Origin of the sequence: Rhodococcus sp. 06-470-2 (assembly GCF_002258235.1) — a bacterium.
Classification (GTDB): Bacteria; Actinomycetota; Actinomycetes; order Mycobacteriales; family Mycobacteriaceae; genus Rhodococcoides.
Genome location: NZ_NOYB01000010.1, coordinates 253,590 through 276,619, shown reverse-complemented (window position 1 = coordinate 276,619; position 23,030 = coordinate 253,590). Strand labels below are relative to the sequence as shown.

The window sequence follows — 23,030 nt, the reverse complement described above, 5'->3', positions numbered from 1 at the left end:
CGGTCTGCGGTGACGTCCGCCCATCATCGATCACCCCCGTGCGTTCGACGCGAGAGGACGGTGCGCGCAGTGTGTTTGGATCGTGCGGTGTATTCGACGATGCGGGATGCCACGGTGGTCAGGCCCCGGCGACCCCACGGGTGATAGCCGGTGACGTTCAAGGATCGTCGTATGTCGGCGAAGTGTTCGCGTTGTGGGCGAACGCTGCCGGCACCCCCGGCATCGAAGTCACACAGAACAGCGTCGATGACGACGGGCTGTTCCCGCTGCGCAGCCTCCAGCATGTACAGGTGATCGGCTGCGAGGCCGAAGCCGACGTCGTAGTGCCCGAGGTCTCGCACGAGGTCCATTCCGAACAGGGCGGCCTGGTGCGGAATGGGCCGAATACCGAGGGCGAACGGTCGCATCTCGAAGGGGCTGTAGCCCCATTCGAGACCGTCACGTCGCGGGTCGCCGACGATGCGGACTCGGCCGTAACCCCATCGGTCTCGCACGGCTCCGGCCGCACCCAGCGCCGCCATGCCGATCGCGGCGGAGTCCCGGGATGCAAAGCAGTCACCGGAATGCATCAGCCACACCACATCTCCGGTGGCGCGGTCGATGCCTTGATTCATCGCGTCGTAGCGTCCGGCGTCGGGCTCGGACTGCCAGTAGGACGGGTTCGCACGTTCGAGCAGTTGCTCGACGGAGGGGCCCGAACCGCCGTCGATGACGATGTGCTCGAGCGGCGCGTACGTCTGTTCGGCGACGCTCTCCAGCGTGCGAGTAAGCCCGGCCAGGTCGCGGTAGCTGATGGTGATCACGCTCAGGGTGGCGTCAGTGGGCATGGGCCCTCACTTGTCGGATTGCAGTTCTGCCGAACTTCGCCGCGGCGTAGACCATCGCGGGCAGTCCGGGCCTGCCTTCGGAGAAGCCGCTGGCCACCGATTTGCGGATTCCGCCGAGCGATTGTGCCGACGCCGCCGCGGTGACGGCGCTGAACAGGAAGTAGTCGCCTCGAACACGCGCGGTCGCGCCACGAAGGTGTTCGCGACCCCATTCGATGTACTTCTCGGACACGTCCGCCGACTGTCGAGACACGGAGTTCTCGCTGACGTTGTAGATCGAGAAGCATTCGGGCACATGCTTGATGATCAAGTCCGGCACCGTGCGTTGGAGTTCGATCAGCCAGCCCGGTTCGTCGTGGATGGACTCCGGCGCGTAATTGAGCGGAACCTGGAATGCGAGCTCTCGCGGGAAGCACAGCGTGCTGCTCTGCAGCATCGCGTCGCCGAGGGTGAAGCGGCGCAGAGTGAACAGGTAGTCGGCGACGGACTGGTGCTCACCGATCAGCGTTCTGGGCCATATCTTCTCGCGATGTCCTGGCTCTCGTACCGCGCACTTGCAGGTGACCACCCAGCGTCCACTGTCTGCACCGGACACTTCGGCGAGCTGGCGTTCGAGCTTGTACGGGTGCCACAGATCGTCGTCGTCGAGCAGGGCGATGATGTCGCCCGTCGCGTGTTGGATTCCGCATTGACGCGCATTGGCTCCGCCGGATCCCGGCCCGGTTCGCACGACGCGAATTCTGTCGTCGTCGGGGAGAGCCAAGGGTTCGGTCGTATCGGCCACCACGACGATCTCGAACACATCGATCGATTGGGCCAGGGCGCTGTCGACGGCACCGGCGAGGCTCGGTCTGCCGATCGTCGGGATGACCACGCTGACGGTCGCGTGAGAGTTCATCGCTTCTCCTCGTGCAGGCTACGACTCCGGGGTGTTCGGTTGTCTCGCAGCAGACGCATCAGCAGGTGTGTGTCTTGGGTGGAGTTGTTGTGGCGACCGTTGGAATGCACTGCGACGCAGCAGCATGCGAGGCAGGCGAACACGGCGGGGAGGTTGTAGGACCAGGGCGAGAAGATCAGGTCCCAGATGGTCTGCATGCCCAGGTACATCATCAGTGGCGTCCACGGCCCGGCAGAGTCGGCCACGAAGATCAGTCGATAGCAGGCCCACAGCAGCCAGATCGGCAGCAGGACCGCGAATACCCCTGCTTCGGCCCACGATCCGAGCAGCACCGAGTGGAGGGAGATCGATCCATCGCTGAGCTTCCACGCGTACTCGAAGGGGAACGATCTCTCGAAGCCCAAGGACATGGCGACGTGTTGAGCGTCGACGTAGGCCGCCCGCGAGATGTTGTCGGCGTTGCCCCACCCCAGTAACGGTTGCTGCACGATCGCGGTGAGGGACAGTGGCGGTTCGGTACGTCCCGCCAGCAACATCGGCACCGAACCGTTCGATTGCATGAGCACCTTCTCGCGCAGCGATCCGCCGAGTAGGCCCTCACGCGCCGCGTACTCCAGTGCCCAGGTGAACCCCACTGCGAAGACACCCAATGTCACCACCCGGGTGGTGAGAGACAGAGTCCCGCGGCGGTACTTCGAGAGCACGAGCAGCAGTGCCACCGCGCAGCAGATCACGGCGTGGGATCGAAAGTTCAGCACGAGGCTCAACGCTCCCAGTGCCAACAGCGCGATCACGACCGCCGACGTGCCGATCCGGGATGTGGCCAGGAAGTAGAGCACCGTGATGCTGGCGGCCGGAGCCACCCCGTATTTCCAGAGGTCGACGACGCCACCGGTCGCGGTGAGGAACGTGCCGATCACGACGTAGAAGAAGACCGAACCGAACGCGATGCCGAGCAGCACCGTGGCGATGCGCTCGACGTCGCGAGCGAGCACAGTGATTCCACAGAAATACAGTGCGAACGACGCGAACGCGAAGACATCGGGCGAGAGGTAGCTGGTGTCGTTCACCCATGCCGAGGCCACGTAGGCGACTGTTCCCACAGCCGCCAGCACCAACGGGGTGTCGTTTCGGCTTCGGGTGCCGGGCAGAAAATACGCCAGCCCGATGGCGACGCACACCACCGAGAAGCCGGTGACCGTGAAATTCATCAGTGGCAGTGCGGAGGTCGCCCCCAGCACGAACAACCAGGCCCGTTCGGGAAAGCGAAGTGTTGCTTCCCGCCGAGCCGCTCTCCGGGGTCGAGGTGTCCGTACTGGTGCGACGCGACCGACGCGCTTGGGCACCGGTAGTTCCCGTAGGAAGTCGGCCTCGGGAAACACCGTCGCATGTAACCGGTCGGGACGAGTTCGGTAGTGGGCCAGACTCATCGGCACATACCCCATCCCATTCCCCCCGAAATGCCATTTGAGCTGTATTTCGGCAGCCTAGCGTGAGAATTAATCACATGCAGGACAAATCGAATCAGAGGTGGAGTTCTGAATTGCATTCACAATCGAATTCCCGATTGAAGCTTTGTTCTTCAGAAGTCCATCGATAAAAAATCCGACAAAACCGGTCGGCCCACACGAAGCCGGTACGGAAAGCGTCACACACCCTGTTTCAGAGTTCGTCGGTACCCAAATCGGTTGGTAGGCAGCGCTTACGAACCGCCGGGACGCCCGCATAAAAACCGTTCGGTTCGCAATCCGCCGCAACCACACTGCCCGATGCGATGACGCACCCGTCGCCGATGCGGACACCAGGCAGGACCGTCACCCGTGCACCGATCCAGCAGCCGGCTCCGACGGTGATCGGCGAATCGACCGGTCTACCTGCACGATCGGACTCACCACCGATCTCGTGCCCACACGTGACGAACATCGACTCGTATCCGATTCGAGTGTCCCTGCCGATGGTCACGGTCGACCCGAGATCGAAGAAGCAGCGATAGTTCACGAATACACGCTCACCCATCGTCAACCCTCTCCACGAACCGAGAAACACCCCGGCGTTCATCAGCGCGGAGGGATGGATGTCGTGGCCGCTTCTGCGTAGCAACATGGTTCGGATCTTCCGGGGAACTGCACCACTCGCGACAAGCCGGTTGAGGACAACGTCCCGGAACACTTGGCCGAGCTCCCCCAGAAGGATCTTCCGGTGCAACGTCATGGCCACAGACTAACTCTGCCATCGACGTAGCAGGAGCCCAGAAAACCGTGCAGTCTGCGTGATCGGTAAATGACCCGAATTCCGGCATTTCATTCGACTCGAAGCAGGTAAAGAACATCCAGTTTGTTTCACCCATTCGGTCGAACGAAACGCGTCGTCACGTTCGACCGCAGCGGGGGGCTGCTGGCCGTCGTCGATCACCTCTTCGGTTGACCGCAAAGTGGTTTCATCGGTGTCGACGTGTTCTTCGTCGTCTCCGGCTTTCTGATCACCGGTCTACTGCTGCGTGAGTACGACACGACGCAGACGATCTCGTTCGCGGGGTTCTACCGCCGACGGATCAGGCGCATCGTGCCCATTGCCACTCTGGTGCTCGTGATGACCTGCGTCGCTGGAGAATTGGTGTATTCGTCGTCCCGTACAGCCTCGATCGGCACGGACGCGGTCTGGGCGTTCTTCTTCGCATCGAATTGGCGGTTCGCACTGGAAGGGACCGACTACTTCAGCGCGGACGCGGCCATCTCGCCTCTGCAGCACTACTGGTCACTGTCGGTGGAGGAACAGTTCTACTTCGTGTGGCCGGCACTGATGCTCTCCATCGGAGTACTGGTGACGCGGCGATCCTGGCACGGCAACGTCAAGCGCATCCTCTCGGCGACGGTGATGGGCGTGATCGTCGCGGCATCGTTCGTGTGGGCGTTGCACGACACCGCGACGGACCCGGCCTGGGCCTACTTCTCCACGTTCGCGCGGGTGTGGGAGCTGGGGGTGGGCGCACTGCTCGCCATCGGAGCAGGTTGGGTTGCACGGCTGCCTCGCGCTGCTCGGGCACCCTTGGCGTGGTCGGGTCTCGCAGCGATAGGTATCGGTGCATTCGCCATCAGCGAGTCCGGCTCGTTCCCCGCTCCTTCCGCCGCGATCCCGGTGCTGGGCGCAGCGATGGTGATCGCGGCCGGCACGGGCGGAGCCACTCCCTACCTCGCTCCGTTGACGAACAAGGCGAGTGTGTACGTCGGAGACATCTCGTATTCGCTGTATCTGTGGCATTGGCCGATCATCGTGATCCTCGGATCGATCATGGATGTCGACGCCTACTACTACGTGACCGTGCTGGCCATGACGTTCGGACTCTCGGTGGCGTCGTATCACTTCGTGGAGAACCCTGTTCGGCGGTCCAACTTCCTCGAACCGAGGGCGGTGCGCGCCGAGGCTCGGAGGAAACGCCGCAATCAGATCGGCCGCAAGTCTCGGCCGCCGTCCGTGCGGTACGCGGCACTCGGTGCGTTGACTCTGGTGACCATCGCCGTGGCCGCGTTCTCACTCAAACCACTCGACCCTCCTGCAACCCCACCGGCCAGAGCTGTGGCCGACGCCGCTCTTGCTCCGGACGACATCGCGGTGCCCCTCGGCCCTGCGCAATCTGCCTTGGCGACCGAGATCGACGCCGCGGTGAATGCAGTCGAGTGGCCGGCGCTGACACCCACGATGGACGAGGCCATCAGTGGGGCTCAAGCTCCCGGCGGCATTGCCGAATGCGGGTTGGTCGACCGGCCGGGCCCGGAGCAGTGCACGTGGGGCGCTGCCGACGCACCCCAGACCATCATGATTCTCGGCGATTCGATGGCGATGAGCTTCGTTCAACCGATCAAGAACTTCGCCGAGGCCAGCGGTGGCGTATGGAAGGCCCGCTCGGAGGCGATGTTCGGTTGCACGTTCGTCGACATGGACGTGAACACCCGAGATGCGGACACGTCCGCGGCGTGCCCCGCACGCAAGGCGGCCGCGATTGACGCGGTGAACGAGGTGAGGCCGGACGTCGTGGTCATCACCAATCTGCACACCGACATCGCAGCGGAGCTCTGGATCCCTGGGGTGAAGCGGCTCACCGATCAGTTCGCAGCGAACGCGGGAAAGATCCTGATCCTCTCCGCTCCCCCGAACGACAAGAAGCCGGCGGACTGCTACACGCGCACCAGCACGCCTGCCGACTGTCTGAGCAGAGTGACCGATACGTGGAAGGCGCGATCACGGGCAGATCGCAACCTGGCCTACCGTGTGGGAGGAACCTACGTCGACACCCGCAGCCTGTTCTGTACTCCGGACAACTACTGCCCCAGTTTTGTCGGCACCACCCCGACGAAGTCCGACTCTGCGCATATGACAATCGAATACGGAGCGAAGGTGTCGTCCGCGTTTGCGGAAATGCTAGATGCGAACGGGGTCTGAGCCGGGTCGGCGAGTCTGCCTTGCACGAGTGGATAACTACTGCCGTATGCGATCGACGTTCTCCCGATACCAGCGGACTGTCGACGCTATGCCCTCACGAAGCGAGATTGCAGGTTTCCAACCGGACTTCTTCAGCGTCGACACATCGAGCAGTTTCCGAGGCGTGCCGTCAGGCTTGGATGTGTCCCAGTCGATTCGACCCGAGTAGCCGACTTCGTCGGCGACCATCTCAGCAACCTCTTTGATCGTCTGATCCTCACCTGTTCCGACATTGACCTGACTCGGACCGTCGTAGTGGTCCAGCAGATGCAGGCACGCGGAGGCCATGTCGTCCACGTGAAGAAACTCTCGCTTGGGAGAACCGCTGCCCCAGTTGGTGACTGCAGCTGTCCCCGCCTTTGCCGCTTCGTCGTAGCGGCGTATGAGTGCGGGTAGAACGTGCGAGCTTTGCGGTGAAAAATTGTCTCCAGGTCCGTACAGGTTTGTCGGCATTGCGGATATCCAGGGCAGTCCGTACTGCTTGCGCACCGACTGAATCTGAAGAATTCCTGCGATCTTGGCGATTGCGTAGGCATCGTTGGTCGGCTCGAGAGGACCGGTGAGGAGGTATTCCTCCTTGATCGGTTGCGCTGCATGCTTGGGGTAGATGCAGGACGAGCCGAGGAAAAGAACACGTTCGACACCGAACTGTAGCGCTGCGTCGAGTACGTTGACCTGCACTTGCAGGTTCGAGGAGATGAAGTCGACGGGATAGGTGCTGTTCGCCAGGATTCCGCCCACTTTGGCCGCAGCCAGTACAAGGTTGGTTGGCTTGTTCTGCTCGATGTAGTCGAACACCGCAGTACGGTCACGAAGGTCCAGATCGGTCGAGGTCTCTCCGATCAGGTTGGTGAAGCCGTGGCTGTCGAGGTGTCGCCAGACGGCCGAGCCCACCAGTCCTTTGTGGCCCGCGACGTAGAACGTTGCATCACGATCGATTGTTCTGGATCTCTGCGTCGACTCCAGTGTACTCATGGCCAGTCCTTCATCACCGGTGTGTCGATCCAGGGCTGTCCTTCGTGGGCGAGTGCCTCACAATCCGCATCGACCATGATGCGCGCGAGTTCGGGAGCGTGCACCGATGCCTTCCACCCGAGTTCTTCCTCTGCTTTGCTGGCGTCTCCGACCAGCGCGTCCACCTCGGTCGGCCGGAGATAGCGATCGTCGAATTCCACGTACTGCCGCCAATCGAGACCCGCATGCTCGAATGCCACTGTCAGAAAATCCTTCACCGTGTAGCTACCGCCGGTAGCGAGCACGTAGTCCTGAGGCCGATCGGCTTGCAGCATCCGCCACATCCCTTCCACGTATTCGGGTGCGTACCCCCAGTCTCGGATGGCATCGAGGTTGCCCATGTAGAGGTGGCTCTCGACGCCGGCCTTGATTCGCGCAACCGCCCGAGTGATCTTGCGAGTCACGAATGTCTCGCCACGCCGGGGCGATTCGTGGTTGAACAGGATTCCGTTGACTGCGAAGAGTCCATAGGCTTCGCGATAGTTCCGAGTCACCCAATAGGAGTAGACCTTCGCAGCTCCGTACGGCGAGCGCGGATAGAACAGGGTGTCTTCGTTCTGCGGCGGTGGACTGGCACCGAACATCTCAGAGCTCGATGCTTGATAGAAGCGGCACTTCACTCCAGCCAGCCTTACTGCTTCGAGGAGTCGTATGGATCCGATTCCTGTTGTGTCGCCAGTATGTTCGGGCTCGTCGAAGCTGACCCGAACGTGTGACTGCGCAGCGAGGTTGTACACCTCGTCGGGCCGAATATCTGCCATGAGCATCAACATTCGCGTGCCATCGCTGAGGTCGCCGTAGTGAAGGAACAGCTTTGCTGCAGACACATGCGGGTCCACGTACAGATGCTCGATGCGCAAGGTGTTGAAAGTCGACGCACGGCGGATCAAGCCGTGTACTTCGTAACCCTTGGACAACAGGAGCTCCGCCAAATAGGAGCCATCCTGACCGGTAATTCCCGTGATGAAGGCCTTTTTCATACCTGCTCCGTTCAGGCACACCATGCATGCTGGGGTCAGCGTACAAGTGGACCGTCATCGGTGCAGCAGAACCGCACTCTGGGAATCACCCTGTGCAACAGTATTTTACGGACTCAATCGGGCTAAGCGCCCGCCGTTCTCAGCCAATCCAGGGTTTCGACTGTTCGGAAAGCTACTTCTCCGAAACCGTTCGGTTTAGTGGCTTCCAGCCTAGCGAAAGTTCGGCAGGTCTCCGCGTTCGAGTGCTTCGGCGAGGGTGGGGGCGGCTGTGTCCTTGTCGGAGAGTTCGTAGGTCAGGGGCGATCCGTCGCGTGCGGTGGTGGGCCAGTCGATGCCCAGGGCCGGGTCGAGTGGGTTGATGTCGCGGTCCAGGGCCGGGGTGTACTCGAGGCTGCACAGGTACATGACGGTCGAATTGTCTTCCAACGACAAGATGGCGTGGCCGAGTCCTTCGGACAGGAACACCGCTTTGCGGTCGATGTCGTCGATCAGCACGCTGTCCCACTGCCCGAACGTCGGGGATCCGACCCGGAGGTCGACGATGACGTCGAGGAATGCTCCGCGGGCGCAGGTGACGTATTTCGCTTGTCCGGGTGGGTTGGTGGTGAAGTGGATCCCACGCAGGACCCCGGCTGCGGAGACCGAGCAGTTCGCCTGCAGCAGCTCCAACGACCGCCCGGTGGTCTCGGCGAAGAGGCCGGCTTTGAACCATTCGAAGAACACACCGCGATCGTCGCCGAACTGGCGTGGGGTGTACTCGTAGGCACCGGCGATGCTCAACTCGCGAAAGCTCATGCTCGGTGTCCTCGGTCGATCAGGTCCAGCAGGTAGTGGCCGTACCCGGATTTGACGAGTGTCTCCGCCCGGGCGCGCAGTTCGTCGTCGGTGATGAATCCGCGTCGCCACGCCACCTCTTCGGGGGACCCGATCTTCAGGCCCTGGCGTTGTTCGATGGTGCGCACGTAGTTCGAGGCATCGAGCAGCGAGTCGAAGGTGCCGGTGTCGAGCCAGGCGGTACCGCGGGGGAGGACTTCGACCTGGAGGCGGCCGGCCTCGAGGTAGTGGCGGTTGACGTCGGTGGTCTCGTATTCCCCACGCGCGGACGGTTGCAGGTCGCGGGCGATGGCGATGACGTCGTTGTCGTAGAAGTACAGCCCCGGGACGGCGTAGTTGGATTTCGGGGCGGCGGGTTTTTCTTCGAGGGAGATGGCTTTGCGGTTCGCATCGAATTCGATGACGCCGTAGGCGGTGGGGTCGGAGACCTCGTAGGCGAAGACGGCTCCGCCGTCGATGGTGTCGAAGCGGGACAGTTGGGTGCCCAGGCCGGGGCCGTAGAAGATGTTGTCGCCCAACACCAATGCCGCGGAGTCGGTGCCGATGTGGTCGGCACCCAACACGAAGGCCTGGGCGAGTCCGTTGGGCTCGTGTTGGACCTTGTAGGTCAAGTCGATGCCGAATTGGGAGCCGTCACCGAGCAGACGCGTGAACTGGTCGGCGTCCTGGGGTGTGGTGATGACGAGGATCTCGCGGATCCCGGCCAGGATCAGAGTCGAGAGCGGGTAGTAGATCATCGGTTTGTCGTAGACCGGGACCAGCTGCTTGCTGACGCCCATCGTGATCGGATGAAGACGCGAGCCCGTGCCGCCCGCCAGAATGATTCCCTGCATGACGGCAACTCCCTTGTCTTTGGATCTTCAGGTTGGTCCGAGGAACGAAATGCAGGAAATTCGGGTAATATCTTGAACGCTTAAGCCGCACCGTGACGTCGACAACCGTTCGGCCTTGGCAGCCCATTAAGACTGGTTAGGGACTGTACGGCGGTGCATCATACATTAGACCCCACCGCCTTACCTGCTTGAGGCGGTCCAGCCGTGCGCGTCGAGTAGACGAGGAAGCACCGCCTGCCACAGCCCCTACCAACGTAATAACTAAAAGCTCAAATCGCTGCAAAAGACTAACGACCCTATTGCGATGATACGAAGTTATTCTTATTGCCGCATCGGCTCGTGCCTGTTCAACCAGAGACCCGTACGACTTTTGGGAGGACGCCGAAATATGTTCGACCGGGGCGTGTCGCGCCACCAAAAGGCGTACACCTAAACTAGCAGCGCGCCTGGACAAATCGGCATCTTCACCGTACAAAAAGAATCTCGGATCGAACGGGCCCAATTCCGCCAGCAGACGACGATCTGCAAACAATGCCCCACCACAGACTTTTTCGACATTAACGACATCCAACGCCGAATCCATCAACGTTGAGGCAAACCTCCCGCGACTCCAGAGCCGAGTGACAGAGAAGTCCCACTGCATATAGGCGTCCGACTGCACTTTGCCATCTCGTTGCAGCCACCCACCGACGAGCGAACGCGGCTGCTGCTTCACCACATCGCTCAAGCGGCGAATACCATCTGGCTTTATAGCAGCATCCGGATTTAGCAGCAGAACGTGATCCGCGTCAGAAATCGCGACCCCGTGATTGACTGCACGCCCGAAACCAACATTCGAGTCCATTCTACAAACGCGCACACCAGACGCATCAATAGTGTGCTCGACCGGGATATCGCTGGCATTGTCGATCAATATGACAATTCCTGGAATGTTCGACTCTGAATAAGAAGAGAACACCGAATCAACGCAGCCCTTAAGCAGAACAGGGTCAGAGTTAAAGCATACTATTATCACGTCGACACTAGCGTTCCGCTTCACGATCAACCCTTTCATTTTCAGTACACTTGAGACCAATCAAACCGATACCAATTCCAAAAAGCAACAAAACCGGACGGATATAGAGCGCATCGTAGAATAGTCCAGAAAAGATAATTGACAGCACAATAACAGCGCCAGCCCGGTTTACGGCGAAGGGGGATTTAATCAGCACTCGCACTGCTATTACCACAAAGACCAAGACACCGAGTAGCAAGCTGATGCCGAAATCCCAGAGTAGACTCAAGAATAGGTTGTCCACCGTGGTGAAGCCCCTGAATCCCAACCCACTGCTGAGCGCCTCAAGTAGAGTCCGTGCCCCTGACCCGAAGAATTTACATGTGCCTCGACAGCTCGCACTCCAATCATCGAAAACAAGTGCAGCGTAGTTCCGATTATCAAGCGAGGCTGAACCCGATAGCGTTGAGAAGCTGAATACCCGCTGAGTAGCTAAAGCATTCCAAGCAAAAGTAACCGCTCCTAAAACTACAGCTGCCGCCAAAGGAGTCGCCCAGGCTGCGATATTCCCGATCTTCAGACCACCGGATCGCCCACGGATATAATTCGCTAAGAGGACAACAAGCGCCATCGCTACAGCGCACAGAACCGCAGAACGCGTACCTGATGCAAACACCGACACCGATACCGATAGGACAATAACGGCTCGAATGAAATTACGGTGCCGGCGCAAATCAGCAGAAAGCAACATAGCGCCCGCCGCGAGTGCGACCGCGACCATGCTTGCGGGAACAGGCTGCCCCACAATTCCTCTAGCTCGAAAGACATCTTGTGAATACGCGACATAGTTATCCGTACCGAATATCCTGCCGAAAACGTGATCCTTGAGAAATAAATCCACGAGCATCGAAACTGACAAAAAAACTGACGCCCAAACAAGAATCGACAATGGCCGTTTCACAGAAAGCGCAACGCCGATACCCAAGACAATGGGCGCCCACAAGGTGACGAATCCTATCGGGTTCAGCCTCACTACCTGATTCAGGCAGAGCACTATAAGTACAAACACAATCACTGGACGGACTATTACGGTCTCTTTTTTAGAGACTACCCAAAGGGCTCCTGTTGCACCCAATGCCAAACTAGCCAAAGACAGGTAGAGCCACCCCTGAGTGACTCGCACAAAGTCTACAGGGACTAGGGCCGCCAACGTTGCAAAAAGGAGGAGACCAATACGGACAATCCTTCCGGGTAAATACGAGCGCACCTGAACATTTAAAGAAGCTGTCATCGTCAAGCCGTATACCCCCCCTCTGTAATCCGTTTCAAACGAGATAACGCCTCCGGCATGTCCAAGGCAACAAGATCCGAGCAATTCTGGATTATGCTCTCATCGCTCCAATCCCACCACCTCATCGTCATTAACTGCTCGACGACAACCTTGTCGAATCGCATCCGAATAATTTTTGCGGGGTTGCCTCCGACTATTGCGTACGGCGGGATGTCGCCGACTACGCTGCTCCCTGCAGCTACCACGGCTCCGTCGCCGATCTTGACACCCGATACGATCGTGACGCCGAATCCGATCCAGACGTCATTCCCAATCCGCACATCCCCTTTGCTAGATGGGTATCCATCGGTGCCAGCGCCTGGAAGTCCAAGTTTGTGTCGCAAAGGAAAAGTAGTGATTCGGTCTGTTGGATGATTGCCGCCCAGTAATATATTCACCTCAGCTGCTATCGAGCAGTACTTACCAATATGGAGAGATGTATCTGCGTCGTTGTCGTAAAGGTGAAGTATTGGAACGCCATAGCTGTGATCACCAATTGACACGCGGCCGGCATCGGTCAACCGCCGAAGCTGGCGCTTTCGATAGCGCACTGGGTCCACGACACGCAGAATGCGGTCAATCATGAGAGCACCTCGTTGATATATTTGTTGGACACTACGGAAAACCAAATCGAAGATATCACCATAGCGCCAGCCCAGATAGAGATCTGGACGATCCCATTTCCTGAGATAATTCCTACACCGTAAGAAATCGCTACAACACACGCGAGCGGAAGAAGATAGCGTAGTTCGAAGTCCGGTCGGCCTATTCCTGACAAGATATTCACTGGTGCAATAGTTAGGCAATTTGATCCATGTGCCACGGCAACCAAGGTCACTACAAGCAATGATGGCACGGCCCCGATTGCAGTCTCTTGAGCCAGGAATGCAACCACCGACGCGGCAGCCAGCAGAGGAACCGTAGCGAATATCACCAACTTCTGGACTCGAAAGAGCAACAGTCGCCCCTGCGACTTGTCGTTCAGCCTGCTTGAATCTGCGACCAGACCGGCGGCCAAGGCTATGATGATGATTTTGGGGATCATTATGAATCTAGTAGCTATGTCATATTTCGCAAGGAGACTTGGATTTCCTATCAATCCCAGGCCCCATCTATCGAGTTGCGTGATAAACAAACCCAGTGTTGCGACTAAAAGTCGGGTTTTCATAAAAAGGATAATTGTATTTTTCACAGATACGGACTCGTCGCGTCTGAGTCGCGGATCGTTGCGGGAGGGCTGCCCTTCGAGTGCAAATCCGATCACAAACTGCAAGAAGCCTGCAGAAATTATGCCGATTCCAAGCGAGACTATACCGAAGCCGGATTCGAGCGACACTATAGTAGCGATCAGCTGAATGGACCCTCCCAGAAATAGAATCGCTGTCCGTCGCATGAAGTGAGATCGCCCCAATGCAGCCGCACCGTAGACTATCCCAATACTTCGGAAAACACCGCCTACCGAAACCAACAGTATCAGGTGCGTAGCACTTGAATTGTCCGTTACAAGGTTGGCTGCATGAGCGTAGTGCGGCCAGACAGCGATAGCGACGCAGCCCAGCACAATTGGAGGAATCGCAGAAAGCGCGGACAACGTGAGTGCAGTACGGAAGTCCAACTTATTCGCCCCTGCAAGCTTGGTAGCCAGTGTTGGGGTCCCAAAATCAAATACAATAAATATGGTCGACAGTGTTGCAGCCAGCGCCCAAACAGCATATTCGTCCACGCTCAAGTATGCCGACCCGATAATCGGAACAAACGCCACAAATGCACTCGCGGCAATGGCTGGAAGACCCCCCTTCATCAGTCTGCCTACGAGAGGGCCGGGGGTGGTGGCTGGTGCTACGGGCTCCATGAGGCTGCAGTCTCTCCACTGATAATCCCGCTACAAGGTAAAGCCATCTCGACTTCGACCTCTAGTCGAAAATCAACGTTTGACGATAAAATTGGATAAGCTGCGACTGTATCGAGACGCTGGTTGGCAGTTCCGCTCATTCGATACCTACTCCACTAAAATCTCCCATTTTCCGCATCTCTTGAAGCAGATGCTGACGAATCGGCGCAAGACGTTCGGCGGCAGATTGAACTGTCGATCTATATAGCGCGCGCTCTTCCGGACTTTCAATAAGCCGTTTGACTTGCCGTATAACCCTCACTGGCTCAAACATGTTGACGTTGTGTACATACTGTTCGAGTCCCAAATCATTGAAGGCACCGAATCCCTTTCTCTCATATGCCAGGTGAATCACAAAGTGGCCAGCGCGAATTGCCATAAGTGCAGCATGGAGACGAACTGCAATGACCACTCTCGGCTGCCCCTCATCGGACATAAGTTGTGGACGGGACAATATCTCCCGGGGACCTACTGACGTCATTGCATCTGTATCGTCGTTTCCACCTGTGGCACTTTGGATGTACCCATCGAAAACGTCAAGCTGACGGGCAAGATCTAGTACTAAAGGACTTATCTTTCCACGGACTGCTCGTATCGATAGGACTGGGGTAGCGAAGACGTCCGACCTAGTGCGCTGGAGCTTTATCATCTGAAGAAGGGCCAAGTCACTCGACCTGCTGACACCTGCAATGCCAAAGTCGCGCAAACTTCGATCATCACGGACGTAGAAGCTGTCGATCTTGCGCATGCGGGTGGAAAGTAGTCGCTTGCCGACCGACCCAGCTGGTCCGACGCTCTGTGGCAAATACATTGAGGGGGCGCGGGTCCTCGCTGCCGCGGTCAATTGCGGCCCGTGAACCAAGACTGTCTTCACAGTTTCGACTAGGAAGCCGCCTCTTAGATATCCCCCGCCGACCGCCACCACGAGATCAAACGAATCCAAGGATCTCAGGAACCGAAGGTACTTCGAGCTGTAACCGGACCAAGACACCCCAGAGTCGACTATTTCAACATCTAGATTATCGAAGGTCATCGGGTGGGACGCCGCCATAACGATTTTGACGGTGGATCCGAAGGCGTCTCGAATAAGGCTGAGTGTTTCGTCCACCAGCAAGCCGTCGCCTGCGTTTTTGGCGCTATAGCAATGCAGAACGGCAACTTTCATTTCTTCCCTAACGCGTTATAGATTGATAGATGTGCGTCGACGCTCTCGTCCCATGTGTATGCAGAACTCCATTCACGACCTCGATCCACCACATTGGTCCGCCAGGTGTCGTCTGTCAGCGCGTCCTCGACGCCGTACGCAATGGACTCAGCTCCGTATCCTTTCAGGATCTTCGACGGACCAGCCACATCTCTTAACGCACCACCGTGCGTCGTAAGGACTGGGGCGCCTGCCGCCATGGCTTCCAACACGGGAAATCCGAATCCCTCATACCTGCTTGGGAAGACAAATAGCGCACATTGCTGCATCAGCGCGACTCGGTCGGTGTCAGATACGAATCCCAGATAGATGACGTCCGCATCATGCTGGATTGCTGCCATTTCGGCATCGTAGTTCCATGCAGGCTTTCCTGCTATAACAAGTGGAACTCCCATCCCACGAGCAGGTGAAAGTTGCATTGCCTTCACTAGTTGTTGAATGTTCTTGCGTGGCTCGATATTACCCACGTAAAGAAGGTATTTTTCGGGAATCAGATCACGAACCTTTTTGCTTAGGGTCGCCTTTCGTGCGAAATTATCAGCATCAATTCCGTGTGGTATAACCGTTATGCTTCCCAGCGATATGTCGAATACTGCAGCGATGTCGTCCGCACTTGACGACGAGACGGTAATCAACGCGTCCGTACAGTCGATGGCTCGGCGAACACGGCCTCGCCAGATCTTTTCCTGACTGGAGCTGCGTACTCCGTCTAGCCATCTACTTGCGACGCCGTGAACAGTAACGACTGATGGCAGGCGTGTTTGAAAAAGCGGACCGGTATCGGCCACGTAGTGAATCACATCGCCGTCTCTGCGCGACATACCGGCGACGGTCTCGGACACCATGGTGAGTGCAGGGTTACTGAAGTGGGGTACAGCGTCGACAGTAACTCCCCGACGGGTAAGCCCGTCCGATAAACATCGAGCGTAAGTCGTGTTGCCGCCAACGTTTTTGTTCAGAATTCGGCCTGGCATTAGAACCCTCAACGCTCACCCCCATACAATATTGTTAACGCCTGTGATTGCGCTTCAGACGTGTGCACCCGTACCGACTCGTCGGTGAGTTTGCGCGTCTGTTCGTGGTACGAACTGTCAGAGAAAAAGCGATCAACTGCCTTTGCGACGTCGGAAGGGGTTTCGCCTGCGAATGGATAGCCCAGCCCAACCATCGACTCGACTTTGCGCGCAAGTATAGGAGTTCCGAGCGCCGCCGCTTCGAGAAGCGTTATTGGTGCGCCCTCCCATCGTGCGGTGTGTAGGTACAAATCAGCCGATCCGAGATGCTTCATGACGAGCGCGTTTGGTAGCCACCCAGTAACGAAGACTCCAGCCTCGTTTAACGCAGCCCTTGCTTCTGGATCTCCGTCTCCGATCCACGTCCAACGCACGTCTGACTTCGACTTTCGGGCGGCCTCTGCAAAAAATAGAGGATCCTTTTGAGGGGAGATTCGGCCGGCCATAACGACCTCAGCTTTGGCTCTATCAATTAGACATCGCTGCGGATTATGATTAATTTGCTCTACAATATTAGGTAAGTACTTGACCCTTGTCTGCCGCCCTGCCAGTACCGCTGCCTGAGCAGCCTCAAAAGGACTTATGGCGGCAATAGTCTGTCGACGGACACTAAGCGCCATCTCAACGATCCTGAACATCCATCGCGAAATTAGGGAGCAATCCTGTCGGAGGAACGCATATGCGTGTGGTGTGTAGACAATCTGAATGTCAGGTCCGAAGTCGAAGACTCTGAGTAGACCGGCGAAGCTTGAATGTAGATGGACGACCTCGGGTCGCAGATCCAAAATATGACGGCGAGCAGCCAGAAGGAATCCACCGACCGAACCTTCGTAATTGACGGTTTCGATTGAGAAATCCGAATCGATGTCATGCGCTACGCGGTCTCGGACTATCAAGCGGTGATTGAGTCCCGGCGAATTATTGGCGTACCGTTGAATGGCTGCTTGCACGCCCCCGCCGTACGCCTCGGATACGTGAAGTACGATCTTTTGATCAGTCACGTTACGATTGTGAGGCTTCATTATCGAGCATCCCCCGACTTTCGTCGTTGTCGCACATTGGCGCTTGTGATCTTGCATTTCTCGAAGCCTTTACCTTAATTCACAGCGCAGATAGCACTTTGACCACACTCATACGCGCGGCCACATCCGAGAGGCGAGGTACCCAATTCACGCCAAACATTACGACGTAGGTGTACAGCTTCGACCGAAGAAAGGCACGATGATGGGTTCCGTAACCCAGGAATTCCCGGTGAGTTTCCGATAATCCGGGAGCAAAGTGATGATGGCGCGTCTGAATCATCAGTAAGCTCCATCGCTGTCAACGACGGCTCGAGCCGTTTTGGCGATGATCAACAGATCCCCCACCATCGACCAATTCTCGACATACGAAAGATCAAGCCGCACAGTCTCTTCCCACGACAGGTCGGATCGTCCACTGACCTGCCACAGACCCGTGACTCCCGGCTTGACCAACAATCGCCGTCGAACCTCACCGTTGTAGGTCTCCACCTCACGCCGCAGCGGAGGCCTCGGCCCCACCACACTCATCTCACGCTTGAGCACGTTGATGAACTGGGGCAACTCATCGAGACTGAAACGCCGCAGCACCTTGCCGACCGGGGTCACCCGCGGATCGTCACGCATCTTGAACAGAACCCCGCCGGCACCCTCGTTCTGATCAAGAAGGTTCGCAACCTGCTTGTCCGCATCGACGGTCATGCTGCGGAACTTGATCATCGAGAAAGGCTTGCCGTCTATTCCCATGCGCTCGGACTTGTAGAACACCGGGCCACGACTCGTTGCCTTCACCGCGATGGCCACCGCCAGCAGGATCGGTGAGATCAGCACCAACACCAGTGCCGCGAAGGTGAGGTCGAATGCGGTCTTACTGAACCGCGTCGCGCCGTTGTACTGCGGCTTCTCGACGTGAATCAGCGGGAAGCCGGCAACGGGCCGCATCACCAGTCGGGGGCCGGCCACATCGACGACACCCGGCGCGACCACAAGGTCGACGTCCTTCTTCTCGAGATCCCAGATCATCTTTCGGATGCCCTTGTGGCCGAGGTGCTCGGTGGCCGTCACGGCAACCGTGTCGGCACCGCATTCTTCGATGGCGTCGAGAACGTCGTGCTCATCGCCCAGCACCGGAATCTCGGTGCCTTCGACGTGAACCACGCCGTCCCGCGGAGCCTCGTAGCCGGGCATGCAAATTCCGACCACCGCGTACCCCGCAGACGCAGACTTCTCGAACGACTGCGCCATCGACACCGCCGCCGCACGGCTCCCCACGATCAGGACTGAGGTCTTGTACTCGCCCTTGCCGCGAAGTCGGGTGACGATCTTGCGCCAGGCCCAACGGGTCAAGAGCAGTGCGAGAAGTCCGACCGGTAGAGCGATAGCGAGGTAGAGCCGTGCGATGTCGATCCGGAAGAGCAGCGACGCGATCGCGATCACCCCGAACAGGCGGAAAGTGGCCGACACGATGCGGCGGTACTCTTCGGCACCGTTTCCGATGACGCGAGGCGATCTGGTGCGGAAGATCGCGAGGAACGCGATCCACAGTCCGGCCAGTGCGACGGAGACGCCGGTGTACGTCATGGTCGAGAGCAAGTCCGTGGTCTCGACATCTCCGAACCGCACGATCTGGGCCAAAGCAACGGACAGGATCACGACCAGTACATCGGTCACCCGCAGGCGCGCGATGTACTGGCGCTCCCACACGTGCCGCGACGTCAGCGTGCGCGTTGCCACCACGTCCGAACGACGGGGAGATCCCCAGAGAGAGCGGTGTGCAGCCCCGACAGTTGCCACGTGCTCCCCTCCTCTGCACTAGTACGCACGCCACCGGCGAGCGGATGAATCCGATCGATACCCATCCGCTGTGCGACTGGTATCGAATTGAAATAGTCCCATGCCGTTCGATGTACCACCACGCGAGCGGTACAGATCACAAACCAATAACAGCATTGACGTTGTTTACCACATCGAAGGTAATGCTGCGATCCGCGAGAACAATCGAACACCGCTAGCAATTTTTCCGCCCAAAACTGCTCTGCAGCAAGCGGATTGAACGTGAACTGTGACCAGTCACAGGTATCGAAGTTGTTTTTGGGGGCATCTATCACATAGCGCAGCGTGCGCCTACTGCCGATAAAGGGTATGTCACCCCGAGATGCAGGCCGAAGCCAGCGAAGTGCCCGATACGGGCCGATAACCGGCGTTAAAATTGGATTCCGCCGGAGATGCCCCCGTAGTTCCGAAATTCATTCCCTTGAATGAATTTCAAAAAACGTCCTCGCCCACCGCGATCAGGGACGCCCCAACCCGCGGTAGTTCCATCCCGCCGCGCGCCACTGTTCCGGGTCCAGGCAGTTGCGCCCGTCGATCAATGTCTTGCTGCGCACCGCACCCTCCAGATCCTTCGGAGCGAGTGCCTTGAATTCCTTCCACTCGGTCAGCACCAGCACCACGTCGGCGCCCTCGCAGGCCTCGAGCGCAGAACTGCTGTAGGTCAGGGTGGGGAACAGGGCACGGGAGTTCTCCATGGCCTTGGGGTCGTACACGTTGACCGCGGCACCCTGGAGCTGGATCTGCCCGGCCACGTTCAGGGCCGGTGAATCACGAACGTCGTCCGAGTCGGGCTTGAAGGCGGCACCCAGCACAGCGACCCGTGCACCGAGAAGAGACCCACACGCCTCACGCGCCAACTCCACCATGCGTGTGCGGCGTCGCATGTTGATGTTGTCGACCTCACGCAGGAACGTCAGCGCCTGATCAGCGCCCAGTTCACCGGCCCGAGCCATGAACGCCCGGATGTCCTTGGGCAGGCAGCCGCCGCCGAAGCCGATGCCGGCATTGAGGAACTTGCGGCCGATGCGCTCGTCGTGGCCGATGGCGTCGGCGAGCACGGTGACATCTGCACCCGCGGCCTCACAGACTTCCGCAATGGCGTTGATGAACGAGATCTTGGTGGCCAGGAACGCGTTGGCCGATGCCTTGACCAGCTCGGCCGTGGCCAGGTCGGTGACCAGGAACGGAATCTTCTCGTCGAGCAGCTGCGCGTACACCTCGCGGGCGAGCTCCTCGGCGCGTCCCGGACGGGCGCGATCCACGCCGAGCACCAGGCGGTCGGGTCGCAGCGTGTCCTTGACGGCAAAGCCTTCACGCAGGAACTCCGGATTCCAGGCAATCTCGACGCCACTACCGGCCGGTGACAGCTCGCGCGCCATATGTCCAAGCCGCTCTGCTGTACCCACGGGGACGGTCGACTTACCGAAAATCACAGCCGGCTTGGTCAACAGCGGCGCGAGCGTCTCGACCACTGAGTCGACATACTTCATGTCTGCCGCGTACTCGCCCCTCTTCTGAGGAGTACCGACACCCAGAAAGTGGATCTCGGCAAACTCGGCCGCCTCCTCGTACGAGGATGTGAAACGCAGACGGCCAGCCGCGATATTGCGCTGGAGCACCTCCCGGAGCCCAGGCTCCCAAAAGGGAACCTCGCCGGCCTCGAGCTTGCGTAGTTTCGCCTCGTCCACGTCGACGCCGAGTACGTCGTGCCCCAGCTCGGCCATACAAGCCGCATGGGTGGCACCGAGATACCCGGTTCCGAACACTGTGATGCGCATACTCCGGCAATCTCCTTGGTTTCGACCGCAACCACGACAAAGCCGCAGTATCGGTACGACACTGAGTGCTCAAGGCAAACGACCGGATACACCGAGCTGAACTGCACATGAGCATCAGGGAGTTACCCCTCGAGCAGATGGTCAAACAGGAAGGGTGTTCAGCGACGAACGGGAAACTGCGGGTTCTCCGGTTCTTCGACGGCCTCGGCGCAGCGGTGGATGAAATCGCTCAATTCGGAGCGGACCTCGGGAGCGAGTAGATCCAAAGGGACGTCGGTGCCGTGGTACTCCGCGAATGCCGAGGTGTAAGCATCGACGCTGTCGGAGATCACCGCGTGCAGCGAGGTGGACCTGTTCAGATGAACCTTGGCGATCACATCGATGCGATCGGCCAGGAAGTCGTGAAACGTATTCTCCGCCATGGTCACGTCACGTCCGTTCTCCGAAACAGTTGTCATTGCGTCATGGTACGAACAAAACCGACCGTCCGCAGGGTGAGCGTCCTCGAACTAGTACGCACCGTCGCTCTTGGCAACTGCGACCGCGGTCTTGGCGATGATGAGCAGATCCCCTGTCATGGACCAGTTCTCGACGTACGAGAGATCGAGGCGAACGCTCTCCTCCCACGACAGATCCGATCGGCCACTCACCTGCCACAGCCCGGTGATACCCGGCTTGACGAGCAGTCGACGACGCACGTCGCCGTCGTACGTTTCCACTTCGCTGCGCAGCGGCGGCCGCGGACCCACCACGCTCATCTCGCGCTTGAGCACGTTGACGAACTGCGGCAGCTCGTCGAGGCTGAACTTGCGCATCACCTTGCCCACCCGGGTGACCCGTGGGTCGTCGCGCATCTTGAACAACACCCCGCCCGCCCCTTCGTTGAGGGCGGCAAGTTCCTGGACGCGCTTGTCGGCGTCCTGCACCATGCTGCGGAACTTGATCATCTGGAATGGCTTGCCGTCGATGCCCATTCGCTCGGACTTGTAGAAGATCGAGCCCTTGCTGGTGAGCTTGATGATTGCGGCGAGAGTGATCAGGACCGGCGAGATCAGCAGGAGGACCGAGGCGGCGAACAGGAAGTCGAACGCCGTCTTGCCGAATCGCTTCGCACCGTTGTATTGCGGCTTCTCGACATGGATGAGCGGGAAGTTCGCCACCGGACGCATCACCAGACGGGGACCGGCGACGTCCACCACGCCGGGCGAGACCACGAGGTCGACCTTCTTCTTCTCCAGATCCCACACCATCTTTCGCAGTCCGCGATGGCCGATGTGTTCGGTGGCAGTCACCGCCACGGTGTCTGCGCCGGAGGTCTCGATGGCCTCGACGACGCTATGCTCGTCACCGAGCACCGGGATCTCGACGCCGTCGACGGTGAAGGACGTGTCGTTGCCGGGCTCGTAGTTGGGTAGGCAGATCCCGACCACGCTGTAGCCGGCCTCGGGCGAACGCTCGAACGACTTGGCCATGGCGAGAGCCGAGCTGCGGCTGCCGACGATGAGTACCGAGGTCTGGTATCCGCCACGAGCACGTTTGCGTGACACCACTTTTCGCCACACCCACCGACTGAGTAGAAGTCCGATCAGGCCGACGGGCAGTGCGATCGCGAGATACAGACGGGCGATGTCCAGTTGGAACAGCAGGGAGAGGATCGCGATGGTTCCGAAGAGCCGGAACGTGGCCGACACGATGCGGCGGTACTCCTCCGAGCCGTTGCCGATCACCCGTGGCGAACGGGTGCGGAAGATGGCGAGAAACGTCAGCCACAGAATCGCGAGCACTCCGGATATCCCGAGGTAGCCGATGACGGACCACGGTTCACGAAAATCGATCTCGCCGAAGCGGATGATCTGCGCAACCGTCACCGCGCCGAGGACGACCACCGTATCGGTGACACGGAGGCCCTCGGTGTAGTGAGTCTCCCATTCACGACGCGATGTCGTTCTGCGTAACCGTCGTGCATCACGCCGCGAGACAACCGAACTCTGCGCTTCCAGATCGCTGACTGACACTTGCTTCCCCTCGGTACTTACGCGTTGCCGAACCCTTGCGTGATCGGCACAGCTCCGTGCCACCCCGTCGTGCAGATTATCTTTTCGTGCT

20 protein-coding genes are annotated in these 23,030 nt (G+C 58.8%); 1 reads left to right on the top strand and 19 read right to left on the bottom strand.

Annotated elements, in window-relative coordinates; all coding sequences use genetic code 11:
- Positions 1-23: 23 nt before the first annotated feature.
- From CH276_RS04630 to CH276_RS04615, 4 genes are all read right to left on the bottom strand, one after another.
- The gene (locus tag CH276_RS04630; RefSeq protein ID WP_094630156.1) at positions 24-827 is read right to left on the bottom strand and encodes a glycosyltransferase; all 804 of its coding nucleotides are present in this window, start codon (positions 825-827) and stop codon (positions 24-26) included.
- Complete coding sequence (locus CH276_RS04625) at positions 817-1,725, bottom strand: glycosyltransferase family 2 protein (RefSeq protein ID WP_032396199.1); 909 nt, start codon at positions 1,723-1,725, stop codon at positions 817-819. The genes CH276_RS04630 and CH276_RS04625 overlap by 11 nt, the downstream gene beginning before the upstream one ends.
- Entirely contained in the window at positions 1,722-3,155 is a 1,434-nt protein-coding gene (locus CH276_RS04620; RefSeq protein ID WP_254924132.1) for a hypothetical protein, read from the bottom strand. Before CH276_RS04620 ends, CH276_RS04625 begins: the two co-directional genes overlap by 4 nt.
- A gap of 232 nt (positions 3,156-3,387) precedes the next feature.
- Entirely contained in the window at positions 3,388-3,936 is a 549-nt protein-coding gene (locus CH276_RS04615; RefSeq protein WP_094630155.1) for an acyltransferase, read from the bottom strand.
- A 228-nt stretch (positions 3,937-4,164) separates the two neighbouring features.
- Here CH276_RS04615 and CH276_RS04610 point away from each other — a divergent pair, with 228 nt between their 5' ends.
- Positions 4,165-6,162 (top strand): acyltransferase family protein, encoded by a 1,998-nt coding sequence (locus CH276_RS04610; protein ID WP_094630154.1) that lies wholly within the window; start codon positions 4,165-4,167, stop codon positions 6,160-6,162.
- 36 nt (positions 6,163-6,198) lie between these two features.
- Here CH276_RS04610 and CH276_RS04605 read toward each other — a convergent pair whose 3' ends face one another.
- The 15 genes from CH276_RS04605 to CH276_RS04540 form a co-directional block, all read right to left on the bottom strand.
- The gene (locus CH276_RS04605) at positions 6,199-7,176 is read right to left on the bottom strand and encodes a GDP-L-fucose synthase family protein (RefSeq protein WP_032396202.1); all 978 of its coding nucleotides are present in this window, start codon (positions 7,174-7,176) and stop codon (positions 6,199-6,201) included.
- On the bottom strand, positions 7,173-8,195 hold the full coding sequence (gmd, locus tag CH276_RS04600; protein ID WP_094630609.1) for a GDP-mannose 4,6-dehydratase: 1,023 nt from the start codon (positions 8,193-8,195) through the stop codon (positions 7,173-7,175). Before gmd ends, CH276_RS04605 begins: the two co-directional genes overlap by 4 nt.
- A gap of 210 nt (positions 8,196-8,405) precedes the next feature.
- On the bottom strand, positions 8,406-8,990 hold the full coding sequence (locus CH276_RS04595; protein WP_094630456.1) for a dTDP-4-dehydrorhamnose 3,5-epimerase family protein: 585 nt from the start codon (positions 8,988-8,990) through the stop codon (positions 8,406-8,408).
- Positions 8,987-9,862 (bottom strand): glucose-1-phosphate thymidylyltransferase RfbA, encoded by an 876-nt coding sequence (rfbA, locus tag CH276_RS04590; RefSeq protein ID WP_094630457.1) that lies wholly within the window; start codon positions 9,860-9,862, stop codon positions 8,987-8,989. The genes CH276_RS04595 and rfbA overlap by 4 nt, the downstream gene beginning before the upstream one ends.
- 136 nt (positions 9,863-9,998) lie before the next feature.
- Positions 9,999-10,916, bottom strand: a complete 918-nt coding sequence (locus tag CH276_RS04585; RefSeq protein WP_094630458.1) for a glycosyltransferase — start codon at positions 10,914-10,916, stop codon at positions 9,999-10,001.
- Positions 10,885-12,153, bottom strand: a complete 1,269-nt coding sequence (locus tag CH276_RS28140) for a hypothetical protein (RefSeq protein WP_141214662.1) — start codon at positions 12,151-12,153, stop codon at positions 10,885-10,887. The genes CH276_RS04585 and CH276_RS28140 overlap by 32 nt, the downstream gene beginning before the upstream one ends.
- Positions 12,150-12,770 carry a CatB-related O-acetyltransferase gene (locus CH276_RS29180; protein WP_094630459.1) on the bottom strand — a complete coding sequence of 207 codons (621 nt, stop codon included), beginning with the start codon at positions 12,768-12,770 and terminating at the stop codon, positions 12,150-12,152. The genes CH276_RS28140 and CH276_RS29180 overlap by 4 nt, the downstream gene beginning before the upstream one ends.
- Complete coding sequence (locus CH276_RS04575) at positions 12,767-14,038, bottom strand: oligosaccharide flippase family protein (RefSeq protein WP_141214661.1); 1,272 nt, start codon at positions 14,036-14,038, stop codon at positions 12,767-12,769. Before CH276_RS04575 ends, CH276_RS29180 begins: the two co-directional genes overlap by 4 nt.
- 136 nt (positions 14,039-14,174) lie before the next feature.
- Positions 14,175-15,242, bottom strand: coding sequence for a polysaccharide pyruvyl transferase family protein (locus CH276_RS04570; protein ID WP_094630461.1), 1,068 nt, complete (start codon positions 15,240-15,242; stop codon positions 14,175-14,177).
- A complete protein-coding gene (locus CH276_RS04565) occupies positions 15,239-16,126 on the bottom strand; it encodes a glycosyltransferase family 4 protein (RefSeq protein WP_254924187.1) in 888 nt (295 codons plus the stop codon). Before CH276_RS04565 ends, CH276_RS04570 begins: the two co-directional genes overlap by 4 nt.
- A 137-nt stretch (positions 16,127-16,263) precedes the next feature.
- Positions 16,264-17,295 carry a glycosyltransferase gene (locus tag CH276_RS04560; RefSeq protein WP_254924188.1) on the bottom strand — a complete coding sequence of 344 codons (1,032 nt, stop codon included), beginning with the start codon at positions 17,293-17,295 and terminating at the stop codon, positions 16,264-16,266.
- Between the two features lie 300 nt (positions 17,296-17,595).
- The gene (locus tag CH276_RS04555; RefSeq protein WP_094630463.1) at positions 17,596-19,107 is read right to left on the bottom strand and encodes a sugar transferase; all 1,512 of its coding nucleotides are present in this window, start codon (positions 19,105-19,107) and stop codon (positions 17,596-17,598) included.
- A gap of 497 nt (positions 19,108-19,604) precedes the next feature.
- Positions 19,605-20,924, bottom strand: a complete 1,320-nt coding sequence (locus CH276_RS04550) for a UDP-glucose dehydrogenase family protein (RefSeq protein WP_094630464.1) — start codon at positions 20,922-20,924, stop codon at positions 19,605-19,607.
- 158 nt (positions 20,925-21,082) lie between these two features.
- Positions 21,083-21,382, bottom strand: a complete 300-nt coding sequence (locus tag CH276_RS04545; protein ID WP_094630465.1) for a hypothetical protein — start codon at positions 21,380-21,382, stop codon at positions 21,083-21,085.
- Positions 21,383-21,433: 51 nt separating this feature from the next.
- On the bottom strand, positions 21,434-22,939 hold the full coding sequence (locus CH276_RS04540) for a sugar transferase (RefSeq protein WP_230596900.1): 1,506 nt from the start codon (positions 22,937-22,939) through the stop codon (positions 21,434-21,436).
- Positions 22,940-23,030 lie beyond the last annotated feature (91 nt).